Origin of the sequence: Leifsonia sp. P73 (assembly GCF_051059105.1) — a bacterium.
GTDB lineage: Bacteria > Actinomycetota > Actinomycetes > Actinomycetales > Microbacteriaceae > Leifsonia.
In genome coordinates this window covers 436479-449251 of the sequence record NZ_CP194931.1, presented here as the reverse complement: position 1 = coordinate 449251, position 12773 = coordinate 436479, and the positions used below count along the sequence as shown (strand labels likewise).

The window sequence follows — 12773 nt, the reverse complement described above, 5'->3', positions numbered from 1 at the left end:
AAATGGATGCCACTGTCAACACTCAACCCGCTGACGCGGATCTGAGTCAGAGTGTTGACAGCGATCTTGAGTCAATCCATTTCCGCTGATGAAACAGCAAAAGCTGACTCGATCGCTCGCTGAAGCTCCCGATGCGAGGGAGAAAGGAAAAGGGCATAAGGGGAGGTGGCACCTCGCTGCGTTTCAACGTCGCTTCGCTCGGTCGAAACTTGCTCGGTGGTCGGCATAGCCGACACCTCTTCGGTCAGCCCTTTCGACTCTCGCTGCGCTCGGTCGACGGGCTTCCTCACCCTCGTCGCTGGCGCTCCTCAGGCCCTTACTGCGTCGCTTCGCTCCTTGCCCTCCAACGCCACGTCGGTGGCGTTCTCGGATGCCTTCTGTCGAGGCCTTGCCAATATCAAGGTTTGGATAGGGGAGATGTCTTTTGAGAGGAGGGCAGCGTCGCAGAAGTCCGGGTGGACGACGGTCAGGTAGAAGCCCACATGGTTTGACGCGGCATTGAGACTCATCCGACGTGCTTCCGCCTCGAGCGCGACTCAGCGAATCATTAGGGAAATCATTCCCAAAAGGATTGTTGCGTCGGGCGTTAGGTCTGTCTTTCTCCACCTCGTTTGCTGCGAGCAACTGGCCCGATGGGCGCTTCCGCTCAACTGGGGTCTCGTCATTGACCTACGGCTAGCACAGCCATCCTGCTGCATCTCCGCCACCCCGTCCGCGCCAGCTCCGGATCCGCGGCGATCATCAGCGCAGCCGTCTGCAGCCTCACCTACATGATCATCTGATGGGGAGAAGGCCCGGGATTGAAGTACCGGTGCAGCTGTCGCCGACCGAAATGCAGCTCGTCCGCCAGCTGCTCGACGCCGAAGGTGGGATCCGAGATCCGGCTCACGATGATCCGATGGGCGCGGTGTCGAACCTGGGTGCGATCCACGGATGACTCCTTCGTCCAGATCCAGCTGTGACGCATGAGGCGGTTGTTTCATCCAGCGAAGGGTGAGACACTGCGCGCATGAGCGGACGGTGCGAGCAGTGTCGGAAGCGGCTGACGGGGGAAGGCAATCGGACGGCTACGCGAGTGTTATGCGATGACTGCTACACGCAGTTCGCGGGGCTGGCGGCGGGCTACATGGCCGGCGGGGCCGTGGAGAACGCGATCAGCACATCGGGCTGGTATGAGCGCGTGAAGAAGGCGATCAACCGCAAGGACTGAACCGAAGAGGGGCCCGCCTCCCGGCAAGCCCCTCTCGGATCATCAGCAGTTGACGAGCAACGACGAGCTGGGGGAGACCTCAGCCGCGCTGACGCTTGCGGATCGCGGAGATGCTTCGCTCGCTCATCCCGAATGTCGCGTTCGGACCCGAGCTGTCGCGCCGGTAGGGGTAGCCCTCCAGGATCGCCGCGGCGATGAATTCACCGTTGGCGACGTAGCCCAGATCTTGCTCGGCCAGATGCTTGAGGCCGTAGCTCCCCGCCCACTGGTTGATCGTCTTCCTCGAGTCGAGGTTGTCGACAATCCAGGTGCGGATCTCCTGGACGCGGCCTCCGGCGCGGAGTTCGCGACGCCACTCGACCATGTTCTTCATGCGCTCCTCGCGAGTACGAGCGAAGTCTCCTGGACCGAAGCCGAACATGTTCAGGCTCGGCTCCCGGTCCATCAGGACGACGAGCTCACGCTCACTCTCCGGGGCAGCGAGAAGATCGTCCCACGATCGGAAGCCGGCGTTGACGGCGACCTGATGCTGCATCTTCTGCAGCCCGAGCGTCGCGGCGCCGTCGAGGCGGCTCTGTCGGAGCTGCGCCTTGGCGAGGTCCTTGAAGTAGCGGACAGTATCCACGTTGAATCACTTTCCAGGCTCGATTACCGTGCTCGCAATACGGTCGAGCCGGTAATGAATCAACGGTTCGTCCAGGTACTTCTTGGAATGGCGAGGCCTTCACGCGAGCGGCGGGCGCATCCAGGCGCCTACCTCAAGTCTAGCGCGAGGAGGATTCAGCGCCGCGTGGGTCGAGGACCCCAATTTGGTCAGGCTTTGGTCTCGACCCAGATCGCGAGGTCGTCGGGGAGCTGGTACCCGAGCTCAGCGGACTTCTTCTCGATCCACCACTTGTGTCCTTCCTCGGTGACCCAGCGGAAGCCGCCCGCGTCGCGCTTCATGGCGTACTTCTCCCACTGGACCAACGAGCGGAGGTCGGAGTACCGGACGCTGTGCGCGAGGTCGCGGAGTTCGCTCCCGGCCAGACCGCGGTTCTGGCGTCGATTCACTGCGTAGAGCGTGGAGAAGAGGACCAGGAGCGCCATGTCCATCTGTCGTCGGCTGCCCTTGACGTCTGCCTTCTCGGGGAGGGCGTTGTGGAGGGGGTCGTACGTCGTGAGTGCGGAGTCCGTGCGGACAGGCTGGATCACCGGCTCGACGCTGCCGTCCAGTTCGGCTTCGAGCTCGTCGGCCAGAGAGCGGGCCGTTGCAATGAGCTGGCGGATCTTCGTGGCGTCCATATCCAGTACCTCCTGCAGGGAATGTACCGCAGAGAGATTCAAAAGAGAACACTTGAACCTAAAAGAACCGGTTTGAATCTTCGATCAGGGGCACGATGGCTCCGTGGTGGGGGAGTGACGGCGGCGACCTCTACGGTTGACGGCATGGCCAATCTGACACCCGAGCAACGCGCGGCCCAGCGGAAACTCGTCGGCGTGCTCAACGCCAAGTACGCCATGTGGTTCGAGCCGAACGGCGAGTTCTGCATCTGGCGCGATGGCGTCGCTGACGGGATCCCGGAGCTCAGCGAGGCGTACGACGCGCTGGAGATCCCGTACTCCGTGCGGGCCGAGGAGATCGTGGTCCGGAGGCGGAAGACGGCGGGCTTCACGATCACCGTCGCATGGGACGACCTGTCGGCTCTGACCCGATGGGTGCCGTCGTTCCAGAAGTCGATCGACAGTGTGCGCACCGAGGTGGAGAAGGCTCGGACGACAGATACCGCGCAATGAGGTGCTTGATCCCATGACGAGCGCCTGGGCGGAATGGGAGCAGCGGCTGACGCACATCTCAGCGGCGGTCGAGCTCTGGGGCGAGAGGACGAAGACGGCACCAGTGATCCCTCCCAGCAGCGCGCTGAGTGGCGACGACCGCCCGGGTCTGTCCGTCTCGAACATCGCCTGGTACCCGCTCGTCATCGCCGTCGAGCACCTCGACTTCGCCCTCTCGACGATGAGGGCGACACAGACGATGTACCCGACCAGCTACATGACGACGCTGCGGACAGCGCTGCTGACGGCATCACAGGCGGCGTGGGTGCTGGCACCGCCTCAGCGCTCCGAACGGCGAGGGCGCGCGATGCGGCTGCGGATGCAGGACCTCGACGACCAGCTCAAGCTCGTGAACAGCGCCTCCGAGCTCACTGACGACCAGGAGCGCGCGCAGGCCCGCGACGTGGAAGAGCTGAAGAAGCAGCTCGAGGAGTGCCGCGAGGCGGCCACTGCGCTCGGTCTGCCGAAGAGCAGCACCGCGAAGCTGAACAACACCGACGTCATCACCGAAGCGGCCAAGCAGCTGCACGAGGACCCAGTGGCGGCCTCCGGCGTACAGCTCCTCTGGCGGACGGGCTCCGCAGCAGCACACGGCCAGCGGGCATACGCACTCATGCGGATGAACAGCAACGTGGTGCAAGGTGAAGGTCCGCGGAAGGTGATGCAGCTGCGCGGCGACCTCGTCCATGACGTGGGTCCCGCGGCGGCCGCTGCGACTCTCGCGGCGAACGAGGCCTTCCGACTGTTCGATCTCCGATGCGGCCACGCACCGGAGCCGGCGGGGCAGCTGCAGCGGATCATCGATCTGCTGCCTGGAACGGCGCCAAGGGAAGTCCCCCTGGAGATGCCGGCCAGGTCACGTCGGGTTGAGACGTCCTCGCTATGGATTTCGTATCCGCGCCGGCCTGGCATCCCCGGGTGGGCAATACGGTAGCGCTCGTGGGGCGATGTCCTCAAGATGGAGGACACGAAGCCGTCAACAGTTGACGGTGGAGCGGGAACCCGAGCAGCATGTCGGCATGGGGGACGACGACGAGTTCGACGACGAACCGATCCTCGGAAACGACGAGTACGCAGACATCGAGAAGGCGTTGTTCGCGGCCATTCGGGAGGCTCACAAGCTCGATGCCGAGATCGACGACGAGTATCGACGGCTCGCGAACGGCGAGTACGACGAAACTGGTCCGAGAGAGGACCCTGCCTGACCATGGCGAGCCGGAAACGCGAATGTCCTGTGTGCCATCTGCAGCAGGTGTGGCTCGTCGGCGAGCAGACGTTCGTGGCGCACTTCTTCCAGGGTGACCGGCGCTGGTGCCCTGGGGGAAGCCGCCGACCAAGGAGCAGAAGGCGGCGCGGAAGGCCGGGAAGAAAGGACACTCCATCCGCGGTGTCAGTGGGGGACTGCCGGGCCTCGGCCGCTGAGAGCGGTCGTCACGAGGCGGTGACGGCCTCCGGCGACCAGAGCAACCAGCGCCGGTCGTTCCAGATGTTCGTGTACGAGATCCCCGGCTTGCCGTCGACGATCTCGTCGAGCGAGCACGAGGTCATGCCGGCTCCCTTGTAGGTCTTGACCCACGTCTCGGCTGCATCCTGGGCCGCCTGGCGCGCGACCTCGTCTCCAGCCTCGACAGCCGCCTGGTAGGCGGTCCAGATCGGACCGGCCGCGCGGTCTGCGAACTCCTGGCGGCGTACCTCGGTGATCATCGCCGGAAGGCACTGGCAGTCGTCTTCGGTTTCGTGGTGGTGGCCGATGCAGCGGTCGTCGCTGCAGCCGCATTCGTCACCGTGCCAGACGCCGTCGTTGAAGTGGATCTTGGCCCACTGCTTGGGCGTGAAGCCCGCGAAGTCCAGCGTCTCGCGCGCTTCTGCGTTGAGCTTGGGCATGGGGATCTCCGATCGGGTGCTGCTGCCATCGTAAACGGCCGAGGTACTCTCTGCTCTGAGAGGCCGGGTTCGCATCGGTTGCGAGGAGCCCCGGTGGTCGCGGAGGGGTCAATGCCGGTGCTTGCTCACGCTGTCGCGCACGAGACGACGCCGTTCTGGATACAACTGATCGCCCCGACCGTCGCCCTGGCAATCGCCGTCTGGGGCTTTGTCTGGGACGTCCTCAAGCGGCGACAGGACCGTCTCCACCAGGTCGAGGTTGAGGATGCCCGGGCGTTGACGCGCGCACGGCGTGTTCGATATTCAAAGGTCAGCAACACGTCGACCGGCGGCACCGCTCGAATGGGCATCACGACGACCAACTTCACTGTGATGAACACCGACACTCGTCCGATCTACGACGTCACCGTCGGCCCCGTGTGGCTCCGCGACGCCCCAGAGGGCACGTACTGGCAGGGAGACCCTCCGACGAACGGCTCCCGCCAGGTGATCGCTGGCGGCAAAGACGAGGACTTCCCAGGGACGTGGATGGGCCATAACTCGGTCGACGGTGTCCCGCAGGCGGGGGCCGACGCCAACGTGAGTCCGATGATCTCGTGGACCGACGCCGATGGCCGAGCTTTCAGGCGCGCTCAAGGCGGCACGGTTTCGGAGGTCAAATAAGGGAGCGCGGCACCGCCGGCGTCGCCGTGTCGCGCTCGCTTAGACGGGCGCCGCCCCGTTGGCACGTGCGTGCTTGTTCCATTCGGTGAGTCGGCGTTCCAGCGTCTGCCGCAGAGCGCGCGACGCGTTCACCCCTGCCGTCTGGGTGACCCCGTGGATCGTGATCGCGATCGCGTGCCCGTCGTGCGCCGCCAGCTGATCGCCGAGAGCTCTCGCCGTCGTGCTGTGCAGGAAGTGCTGGTAGTCCGCGAGGGACACGCAAATGCACTCGAGCTGGTCGTCACCGGTGATCGAGACGCCGATGCCGGCGAGCTTCACGCGATCACCAGCGTGGGCGTCGCGTGGCTCACGCTCGACCTGGAGGTCCGGCCAGTTGCTTTCGTCGTCCGGCTCGCGCGTCTCGCGGATCTCGTTCGGCTTCATGGATGAAATCTATCGGGGGAAGGGAGATCAGCGCAGATCCGCACTGACCCGTCCACGTTCAAAATGCGGAACCGGACATACGGTGGACTATCGGCGCTCCTTCCCGGCCGATTTTGGGGGTGATTTTGATGCCGATTCGAAACGAACTTATATGGCCGTTTCGAGGTTTGTCGGAGTAATGTCAACGACATGGCAACGACAACGACTCAGAAGGCGGGGATGCGTGCGTACGACGACGCGATCCGGTCGACTTTCCCCGAGCTGGTCACCAAGCTCCGGGACATCGTCGGCGTGCGCCTCGTCGCCTACATCGGAAACGTCAAGTCCACCAAGCCTGTGGCAGAGTGGGCCGCTGGCACCAGAGCGCCGGGAGCAACCGATCGCGACCGCTTGTTCGTCGCCTACCAAATCGCCGCGCTTCTGCGTGAGCGCAACGAGGCGGTGACCGTCCAGTCGTGGTTCAAGGGGATGAACCCGGCACTCAACGACGTCTCACCTGCCCGGGTTCTGCAGACTGGCAGCCCGGACGAGGTCGGCCCCGAGGTGATGGCGGCCGCGAAGGCGTTCGCGTTCATCGGATGAGCGGCCTCGAGATCACCGAGGTCTCGGAGCCGGTCTGGCGCGTAGGCTACCGGCCTGACCCGTGGGCCTGGGCCGATTGGCGCTACTCGAATGACGAGGGCCGCTTCAACGGGCGTTGGGACGATCAGTCCGCAGAGTTCCGGACCATCTACACCGGCGAGACCCTTCTCGCATGCCTGCTGGAGGTGCTCGCGCAGTTCAGGCCCGATCCGGAGACGGACGCCGAGCTCGATGAGATCGAGGACCCCGACGGCGACGTCGAGCTGTTCCCGGACGCCCCCTCTGGAACCGTCGGCTACGGGTGGCTCGACGAGCGCTTCGCGGGCAGAGCGGATCAGATGGGCTGGTACTGCTACATCACCCATAGCGAGAGCCTTGCGGCCGTCCAGGCCGGCTTCCCGTTCGCCCGTTTCAAGCTGACCCCGGTGCAGCTCGATACGTCGATTCTCAAGGACGCCCGCCAGCGTGACCTGACCAGGTCGATCGCGAGGTGGATCTTCGAGCAGCGGGACGAGAACCAGAACGACCTGGTCGACGGCATCCAGTTCACTTCCCGCTTCGGTGACGAGTACCGGATGTGGGCCGTCTTCGAGCATGCAGCGGACGGCGAGACCAGCGAACGTCTGGGCAATGCGGAGACGTTCGAGCTGCGCCACGAGACGCCGGAGATCGCTGAGGCGTTCCGGCTGCATCGACTGCGCTGGCCGGACTGACGTGGTGAAGGAGTTCTCGGCCTGGTGGCCGGCGATCAGCCTCGTGCTCAGCGCCATCCTCGGCGCTCTGGGCGGCGTCCTTGTCGCTGGGCAGATAGCGTGGCGCTCGACTCGCGCGAGTGACCGCTACAAGGCCGGAACCGAGATCCGAGGGGTGCTGTCCGAGTATCGGCGCACGATCGAGTACACCCAGGAACAGCTGCCGAACCGGAACAGCTACCCCGCGGACTACGTCGACCTGCCGGGTCAGTACAAGCTGGTTCGCGAGGCCCTGGAACCGGCGGTTGGACTGTCCAAGCGCACGCGGCGGAAGCTGGAAGGCGGCCTGGTGCAGCTCGTCGGTCCCGTGACCTTCCACGGTGCGCAGCGCACGGTCGGTGTCCGTCCCGGCTCCGTCGACCAGGAATGGGAAGCACGGCGCATGCCGCTCGAGCAGATCAACGCGATCCACCATCCTGAGATTGGCGACCAGTCCGCACTGCTGCGGCGGCTGGTCACCAATCACGGTGACCATGATGCAAGAGTGCAGGCGGTCGCTTTGCTGCGACGCCTCGAACAGCTCGTCCGTCGAGACTGAATTGTTTCGGATCAGGCCCAGCAATCGAGCGGCCAGTGCTCAGGTTCGCTCTGTCCTGGCCGTCGGTACCTGGCGATATGGTTCACAGAAATGTTGCTCGTCCGGCACCATTCCAAGGAGTACGGGCGACTGAAGGTGGGGAAATGACAGAGGAGCAAGAAGCCGGACAACTCATCGCGAAGCTTCGGCAAGAGATCGCCGAGGTGCGCAGGAAGAGGATGTCGGCGCAGAAGACCATCGCCACGACCCCGGTGCTGCAAGTGGCACTAGAGCGGGCGTCGCGGGATCGCTCGAGCGGCGCCACCGCCGAGACCGATCAGCTTCGTGACACGATCCAGACTCTGTCGAGCGACATCGTTCATGAGATCCGCGAGATCGATAAGATCCGTGTTCTCTTCGCGAATGCGGACAGCGTGTACCCCGAACTCCCTCAACGGCCGCGCCTCGTCGCCGAGTTCAATGTAGAGGCCGACTGGCGTCGGTCTCTCATCACGGACGAGCGCCTGGCTGAGCTTCGTATTGTTCTCCCCGAGGCCGAGGTGATTTCCTGATGGCCCGCGGCAAGCACAAGGTGGGAGCAGAGGGCCGGCGAACCAGCCACCTCAACGCGACCCTGGAGCAGCTGCGAACCGAGCTTTCGATGGAGCAAGAGGCTCTGGCGGAAGCCGAGCGTGCACTCGCGATCGTCGATCAGCTGCGCGGCGATATGGCTGCGCAGTCAGCTGCGATCGCAGACGAGATCTCTCCGTACGCCGGCGGCCTGCGGCGAGAGGTGAGCTTCCTGCGCTCCGTCTTCGCGGACGCGAGTGGGTTCCATTCGCGCATCCTCGATGCGTGGGACCACTATGCGGGCGCAGCCATTGATGCCTCTCCAGGGTCCACCGGAGTCGAGAGGATCGAAGCTCTCAACCAGTTCCTCGGGTTGCAAGGGTGGTTGAGCACCATCGACATCGCCGACGGCAAGGGGTGGAGTACGGAGCAGGTCACGCGCCTTCAACGCGCCCGGGGCGAGCGCCGCAACGTCTCCTCTGACACTGCACGACCTGGCGCCGCTTTCAATCTCGACCTCCTGCTCGACCTCCGGCTCGGCCGGCCGAGCTTCCGGCAGAATCTTCTCGACCAGGGCGTCGTCTTCGTCGACGAGGACGGGGCGCACCACGTCACAGACACCGACCGCCTGTCCCCCGAGCAGCGATCACTGCTCGACGCAGCGAACCATACGGCAGCCCGGATCTGGGCGTCGAGGGCAACCGATTTGGACCCGAACGCGATTCACGCGTGGGGAGCAGGTTCGATCCTGGTCCCCGACGGTGAGCACGGCGCGTCGCTTTCTGCTCTCGGGGCCACCAAGGGCGCCATCACGGTGGAGGCTCGCGAGATCAGGCAGGACGCGATCGACCCGCCCCTAGCAAGCACCCCGGCTGCACGACGCCGATCCATCGCCACACAGTCCGCCGACTCCGTCTTCGAGGCGTGGCGCAGCATCTTCATCACACGAAGGCGCGTCGCGGAGAACCTCGGTCTTCCGACCCACCCGTTCGCTCCCGTACCGACCCATCCCTTTCCGAGTCAGGGTCTTGCCTCCCAGAACACCTACGCCGCTGCCGCGTTCTCTCGCTGGCTGGCCGACAGCAACGGGAGCGCATACGCCGAGACCGCCGTCGGCTTGACCGCAGCTGCCACCTACTGGCTCCCCGCAGGCCAGACAGCCTCATTCGCGGAATCGGAGCCCCTGGACGACGCAGACCGCGCCGAGCTGGTCCTCCCGTTTCCCCAGGTGTTCCTCGCATTCGCCGAACCCCTCGTGCTCGACCCGATCGAGACGATCGAGTTGGACGACGCCAAGAACTGGCGCCTGCTGTCGGAGGTTACGCACGACACGTCGAGGAGCAACAAGGATCTGACGAGCGTGATGTACGCCCACCTGCGGTTCTCACACGACGATCGGTGGATCGCACCTCCTCTTGGAGATGCGATCGCTCAGCTCGGCGCACAGGTCGAGGGATTGCTTCTGCTGGCCGATTCCTTCGGCCGGCCTGAGGACCTCTTCGCGTGGTGCATTTCGATCCCGGCGCTCTACGGCTCCACCCTGGGCCGCTTCGTTGTGCCCGCCTCGCGTTCGACCACCGCATATCGTGATGTCGTCGACAACCTCACCGCCGTCGTCGCCTGGGCCCAATGGCATGAGCCCGACGACGAGACAGCTGCACCCTTCGGGATTACGCCCGCGGACCTCGAGGCCCTGGTGACGTCGAAAGACTTCCGGCGCAACGGCAGGCGCTCTGGCGCCGGCGTCCGCGTCGTCGACGTCGGGGCAACACACCGGTCAGTCAGCGCAAGCACCGTGCCGGGTGATGGAGCGTCGGACTTCCACGTCTCGCCCCACATCCGTCGCGGCCATTGGCGTCGCCAGAGGTACGGCGCCGGACGGGAGCAGATCAAACGCATCCGCATCGCCCCCCGTGCTGGTCAACGCGCATCGTGGAGACATCACGCCCCGGGTCTACCGACTGCGGGCTCGCACCGGGCGTGCAACCGTGGACCGGGATGAGTAACTCCCGGTCCACGGTTGGCCCATGCGATTTCAGTGCGCGTGGAGGTACGGCGCGATCAGGCTGAGGATCGCGACGACGAGCACGGGCACGTCGGTCCTCAACCAGAAGCGCCGCGGCCGCGGGTTGGACAAGTCGGTCACTGCGGTCTCCCTTCTGTGTGGCGTTGCAGGCGTATCCACACTGGGAGCTCCGTCGTATGCTGGTTCTCGTCACGAAGACCAGGACGGCGGGCATCCCGCGGTCCGAACTTGAAGCCGGGACCTGTGAGCGCAGGCCCGGCTTCGTTGTTCGATCCGCCGGCATCACGTGGCTTACGTGCCTCCACTTCATACAATCGGCAGAACGGAGCGCGCGTCTCGCTAAACGTAACGGCGGCTCTGAATCTGTGAAGTGGCACACCGTAAGCTTAACGTTGCCTGGGAGCACTGCAAGAAGTTCGGGAAGCCGCGCGGGGGCATGGCCTTTTCGCTGATCAGGCGCTGGATCGACAGGCCCTGAGCCTCGACACGCCGGCAAACGAGGGCCATTGCGTTCACCAGTTCGGGTGATTTCCGGGGTGATCCCGATCAGGTAAGCAGGATGCATGCCCCTCGTAGCGATCGTCGACAGCCAGCGTCTGGAAGCGCCGTCGATGGACGATGCGTCCTGGGAGCAGCTGCGCGCCACCTACAAGCAGACGGGTCTGGAGCTCGTGTGCGGCCAGTCCGGCTATCCGCGCACCAGCAAGCTCGGCCTGAGGCACTTCGTCCACCACACAGCAGGGTGCGGGCTGCATGCGGACTCTGGCCCGGAGACCCAGGAGCACCTCGCGAGCAAGGCGGCGCTGGCGGCGGCGGCACGGGCTGCCGGGTGGACGGCCACGATCGAGTACGTCGGCCCGGAACGCGAGTGGATTGCCGACGTGATGATCGAGCGAGGCGGCACCCGCGTCGCCCTGGAGGCGCAGTGGTCGCCTCAGACGCCCGAGGAGTTCGTGCGGCGCACGCAGCGCTACGCGGGCGCCGGGATGCGGACGATCTGGTTCGTCGGCCCGAAGAACCACGCGCACGCGGGCGAGGACCGCTACAAGCTCGACGGAAGGGCGGACGGGCTGGTGATCGAGCTGCCCGGTCGTGTCTTCGAGCAGGCGACCGAGTGGCAGCTGACGGAAGGGGCGACGGCGCTCTTCATGGGCCGCTTCCGGAAGCGCGTCGAGGTGCGCTCGGCCGGCGCCCTGATCCTCGCGAAGATGGGCCGCTGCTACGCGTGCAATCAGTGGATCACCCACTGGTGGCTCCACGGGGTCGTGGTGGACACCAGGTGCGGCAAGCCCGGGCGAGCGGAGATGTTCACCGACCCCCTGCCGTTGCGGAAGCAGGCCCTCGAGCCAGCGCTCAACGCGGATCTCCTACGTGAGCTCGCCGCCCACTTCGCACCGCCGACGACGCACAGGACCGTGAAGACCCAGGAGGGAGGCGAGTACATCGGCCAGGTCTGCCCACGGTGCGGCCGGGTCCAGGGCGACTTCCATCTGAGCACGACCAAGCGTCGAGCACAGATCTACGTTGTCCCCGTTTCGCCCGGCGTAGATCTGGACCGATCGCTGACGGCTGTCCATCACCAGTGCGATGACATCGGGCGCGGCCGGTGTACGCCACAGCCTCCGACGAGGGCGACGTTTCCCGGCCCAGCGGAGACTGGGCTGGTGCAATTCGACGCGTTCTACGACGACGACTTCCAACCGCTCCCCGAGCGCCGCCATTAGGGTCGAGGCAAGGGAGTGCCCGGGAAACGAACCGTGTCATGGGCGGGCCACAGCGCCCGTATCTAGTCGACGAAGGCGCGCGCTTCGTGGGCGTAGTCAGCCTCCGCGGTGATCTCGGTCACCACAGTGGGTTAAGAGTGGACACGGTTGTGCGTGGCATTGGGCTACCGCAGACCTCCGACTCACCGATGGTGGCCGGGGACCCAGCCCGGGATGTTACGCGGATCGTTCCTGTGGCTGGAACGGTCACCGATCTGGCCGTTGAGGTCGTACTGGCGCAGCACGCCGCGCCACTGCACCGAGCCGACGATGATGCAGCCGATTCCCACGACGGCCAGAATGATTGCCAGCCAGAGGCGCACTGGTTCGAGCGGGACGTCGGCCGGACGACGACTGAGCACGTCGATTGCGGAGGCAATGAACAGGAACGCCCCGAGGAGGATGAAGCCCCAGCTGGCAAGGAGAGCGATGCGCGCGGCGCATCCTACCGAGAAACCGTCGAACCGGACGGCTGGGCCGGCGCGAACTGTGTTCGCCACCGGCCCAGCTCGGCTCACAATCTAATGAGCGGTGTGAGCAGCTTCTTCTGATCCTCCCTTCAGCGCGG

General features: G+C 65.1%; 18 protein-coding genes. 11 read left to right on the top strand and 7 right to left on the bottom strand.

Annotation, left to right across the window (positions count from 1 at the left end; all coding sequences use genetic code 11):
• Nucleotides 1-71: 71 nt before the first annotated feature.
• Together ACQ86L_RS02380 and ACQ86L_RS02375 are read right to left on the bottom strand one after the other, a co-directional pair.
• Nucleotides 72-227 (bottom strand): hypothetical protein, encoded by a 156-nt coding sequence (locus ACQ86L_RS02380; protein ID WP_434317524.1) that lies wholly within the window; start codon nucleotides 225-227, stop codon nucleotides 72-74.
• Between the two features lie 539 nt (nucleotides 228-766).
• Complete coding sequence (locus tag ACQ86L_RS02375) at nucleotides 767-931, bottom strand: hypothetical protein (RefSeq protein WP_434317523.1); 165 nt, start codon at nucleotides 929-931, stop codon at nucleotides 767-769.
• Between the two features lie 144 nt (nucleotides 932-1075).
• Here ACQ86L_RS02375 and ACQ86L_RS02370 point away from each other — a divergent pair, with 144 nt between their 5' ends.
• Nucleotides 1076-1210 (top strand): hypothetical protein, encoded by a 135-nt coding sequence (locus tag ACQ86L_RS02370; protein ID WP_434317522.1) that lies wholly within the window; start codon nucleotides 1076-1078, stop codon nucleotides 1208-1210.
• 79 nt (nucleotides 1211-1289) lie between these two features.
• Here the strand turns inward: ACQ86L_RS02370 and ACQ86L_RS02365 are convergent, their stop codons facing one another.
• Together ACQ86L_RS02365 and ACQ86L_RS02360 are read right to left on the bottom strand one after the other, a co-directional pair.
• Nucleotides 1290-1835, bottom strand: a complete 546-nt coding sequence (locus tag ACQ86L_RS02365) for a hypothetical protein (protein WP_434317521.1) — start codon at nucleotides 1833-1835, stop codon at nucleotides 1290-1292.
• Nucleotides 1836-2023: 188 nt separating this feature from the next.
• Nucleotides 2024-2494 carry a hypothetical protein gene (locus ACQ86L_RS02360; protein ID WP_434317520.1) on the bottom strand — a complete coding sequence of 157 codons (471 nt, stop codon included), beginning with the start codon at nucleotides 2492-2494 and terminating at the stop codon, nucleotides 2024-2026.
• Nucleotides 2495-2638: 144 nt separating this feature from the next.
• On the opposite strand from ACQ86L_RS02360, the gene ACQ86L_RS02355 reads away from it, so the two are divergent.
• From ACQ86L_RS02355 to ACQ86L_RS02345, 3 genes are all read left to right on the top strand, one after another.
• On the top strand, nucleotides 2639-2986 hold the full coding sequence (locus tag ACQ86L_RS02355; RefSeq protein ID WP_434317519.1) for a hypothetical protein: 348 nt from the start codon (nucleotides 2639-2641) through the stop codon (nucleotides 2984-2986).
• 13 nt (nucleotides 2987-2999) lie between these two features.
• Nucleotides 3000-3959 (top strand): hypothetical protein, encoded by a 960-nt coding sequence (locus ACQ86L_RS02350; protein ID WP_434317518.1) that lies wholly within the window; start codon nucleotides 3000-3002, stop codon nucleotides 3957-3959.
• A gap of 85 nt (nucleotides 3960-4044) precedes the next feature.
• On the top strand, nucleotides 4045-4230 hold the full coding sequence (locus tag ACQ86L_RS02345) for a hypothetical protein (RefSeq protein WP_434317517.1): 186 nt from the start codon (nucleotides 4045-4047) through the stop codon (nucleotides 4228-4230).
• 226 nt (nucleotides 4231-4456) lie between these two features.
• Here ACQ86L_RS02345 and ACQ86L_RS02340 read toward each other — a convergent pair whose 3' ends face one another.
• Entirely contained in the window at nucleotides 4457-4909 is a 453-nt protein-coding gene (locus ACQ86L_RS02340; RefSeq protein WP_434317516.1) for a hypothetical protein, read from the bottom strand.
• 93 nt (nucleotides 4910-5002) lie between these two features.
• On the opposite strand from ACQ86L_RS02340, the gene ACQ86L_RS02335 reads away from it, so the two are divergent.
• On the top strand, nucleotides 5003-5572 hold the full coding sequence (locus tag ACQ86L_RS02335; protein ID WP_434317515.1) for a hypothetical protein: 570 nt from the start codon (nucleotides 5003-5005) through the stop codon (nucleotides 5570-5572).
• Nucleotides 5573-5611: 39 nt separating this feature from the next.
• On the opposite strand, the gene ACQ86L_RS02330 is transcribed toward ACQ86L_RS02335, so the two are convergent.
• The gene (locus tag ACQ86L_RS02330; protein WP_434317514.1) at nucleotides 5612-5995 is read right to left on the bottom strand and encodes a hypothetical protein; all 384 of its coding nucleotides are present in this window, start codon (nucleotides 5993-5995) and stop codon (nucleotides 5612-5614) included.
• Between the two features lie 189 nt (nucleotides 5996-6184).
• On the opposite strand from ACQ86L_RS02330, the gene ACQ86L_RS02325 reads away from it, so the two are divergent.
• The 6 genes from ACQ86L_RS02325 (at nucleotide 6185) to ACQ86L_RS02300 (ending at nucleotide 12166) form a co-directional block, all read left to right on the top strand.
• Entirely contained in the window at nucleotides 6185-6577 is a 393-nt protein-coding gene (locus ACQ86L_RS02325) for a hypothetical protein (protein WP_370053347.1), read from the top strand.
• Nucleotides 6574-7290 carry an RES family NAD+ phosphorylase gene (locus tag ACQ86L_RS02320; RefSeq protein ID WP_434317513.1) on the top strand — a complete coding sequence of 239 codons (717 nt, stop codon included), beginning with the start codon at nucleotides 6574-6576 and terminating at the stop codon, nucleotides 7288-7290. Before ACQ86L_RS02325 ends, ACQ86L_RS02320 begins: the two co-directional genes overlap by 4 nt.
• Before the next feature lie 4 nt (nucleotides 7291-7294).
• On the top strand, nucleotides 7295-7867 hold the full coding sequence (locus tag ACQ86L_RS02315) for a hypothetical protein (protein WP_434317512.1): 573 nt from the start codon (nucleotides 7295-7297) through the stop codon (nucleotides 7865-7867).
• Between the two features lie 143 nt (nucleotides 7868-8010).
• Nucleotides 8011-8418: a hypothetical protein gene (locus ACQ86L_RS02310; RefSeq protein WP_434317511.1), complete on the top strand. Its 408-nt coding sequence runs from the start codon at nucleotides 8011-8013 to the stop codon at nucleotides 8416-8418.
• A complete protein-coding gene (locus ACQ86L_RS02305; protein WP_434317510.1) occupies nucleotides 8418-10418 on the top strand; it encodes a hypothetical protein in 2001 nt (666 codons plus the stop codon). The genes ACQ86L_RS02310 and ACQ86L_RS02305 overlap by 1 nt, the downstream gene beginning before the upstream one ends.
• 587 nt (nucleotides 10419-11005) lie before the next feature.
• Nucleotides 11006-12166 carry a competence protein CoiA gene (locus tag ACQ86L_RS02300; RefSeq protein WP_434317509.1) on the top strand — a complete coding sequence of 387 codons (1161 nt, stop codon included), beginning with the start codon at nucleotides 11006-11008 and terminating at the stop codon, nucleotides 12164-12166.
• A gap of 182 nt (nucleotides 12167-12348) precedes the next feature.
• Here the strand turns inward: ACQ86L_RS02300 and ACQ86L_RS02295 are convergent, their stop codons facing one another.
• On the bottom strand, nucleotides 12349-12705 hold the full coding sequence (locus tag ACQ86L_RS02295) for a hypothetical protein (protein ID WP_434317508.1): 357 nt from the start codon (nucleotides 12703-12705) through the stop codon (nucleotides 12349-12351).
• Nucleotides 12706-12773 lie beyond the last annotated feature (68 nt).

Excerpts from the sequence above, each read along its gene's own strand:
- ACQ86L_RS02320 (WP_434317513.1), top strand. The coding sequence starts at position 6,574 with ATGAGCGGCCTCGAGATCACCGAGGTCTCGGAGCCGGTCTGGCGCGTA.
- ACQ86L_RS02340 (WP_434317516.1), bottom strand. The coding sequence starts at position 4,909 with ATGCCCAAGCTCAACGCAGAAGCGCGCGAGACGCTGGACTTCGCGGGC.
- ACQ86L_RS02300 (WP_434317509.1), top strand. The coding sequence starts at position 11,006 with ATGCCCCTCGTAGCGATCGTCGACAGCCAGCGTCTGGAAGCGCCGTCG.
- ACQ86L_RS02345 (WP_434317517.1), top strand. The coding sequence starts at position 4,045 with ATGGGGGACGACGACGAGTTCGACGACGAACCGATCCTCGGAAACGAC.
- ACQ86L_RS02355 (WP_434317519.1), top strand. The coding sequence starts at position 2,639 with ATGGCCAATCTGACACCCGAGCAACGCGCGGCCCAGCGGAAACTCGTC.
- ACQ86L_RS02350 (WP_434317518.1), top strand. The coding sequence starts at position 3,000 with ATGACGAGCGCCTGGGCGGAATGGGAGCAGCGGCTGACGCACATCTCA.
- ACQ86L_RS02330 (WP_434317514.1), bottom strand. The coding sequence starts at position 5,995 with ATGAAGCCGAACGAGATCCGCGAGACGCGCGAGCCGGACGACGAAAGC.
- ACQ86L_RS02305 (WP_434317510.1), top strand. The coding sequence starts at position 8,418 with ATGGCCCGCGGCAAGCACAAGGTGGGAGCAGAGGGCCGGCGAACCAGC.
- ACQ86L_RS02310 (WP_434317511.1), top strand. The coding sequence starts at position 8,011 with ATGACAGAGGAGCAAGAAGCCGGACAACTCATCGCGAAGCTTCGGCAA.
- ACQ86L_RS02360 (WP_434317520.1), bottom strand. The coding sequence starts at position 2,494 with ATGGACGCCACGAAGATCCGCCAGCTCATTGCAACGGCCCGCTCTCTG.
- ACQ86L_RS02380 (WP_434317524.1), bottom strand. The coding sequence starts at position 227 with ATGCCGACCACCGAGCAAGTTTCGACCGAGCGAAGCGACGTTGAAACG.
- ACQ86L_RS02325 (WP_370053347.1), top strand. The coding sequence starts at position 6,185 with ATGGCAACGACAACGACTCAGAAGGCGGGGATGCGTGCGTACGACGAC.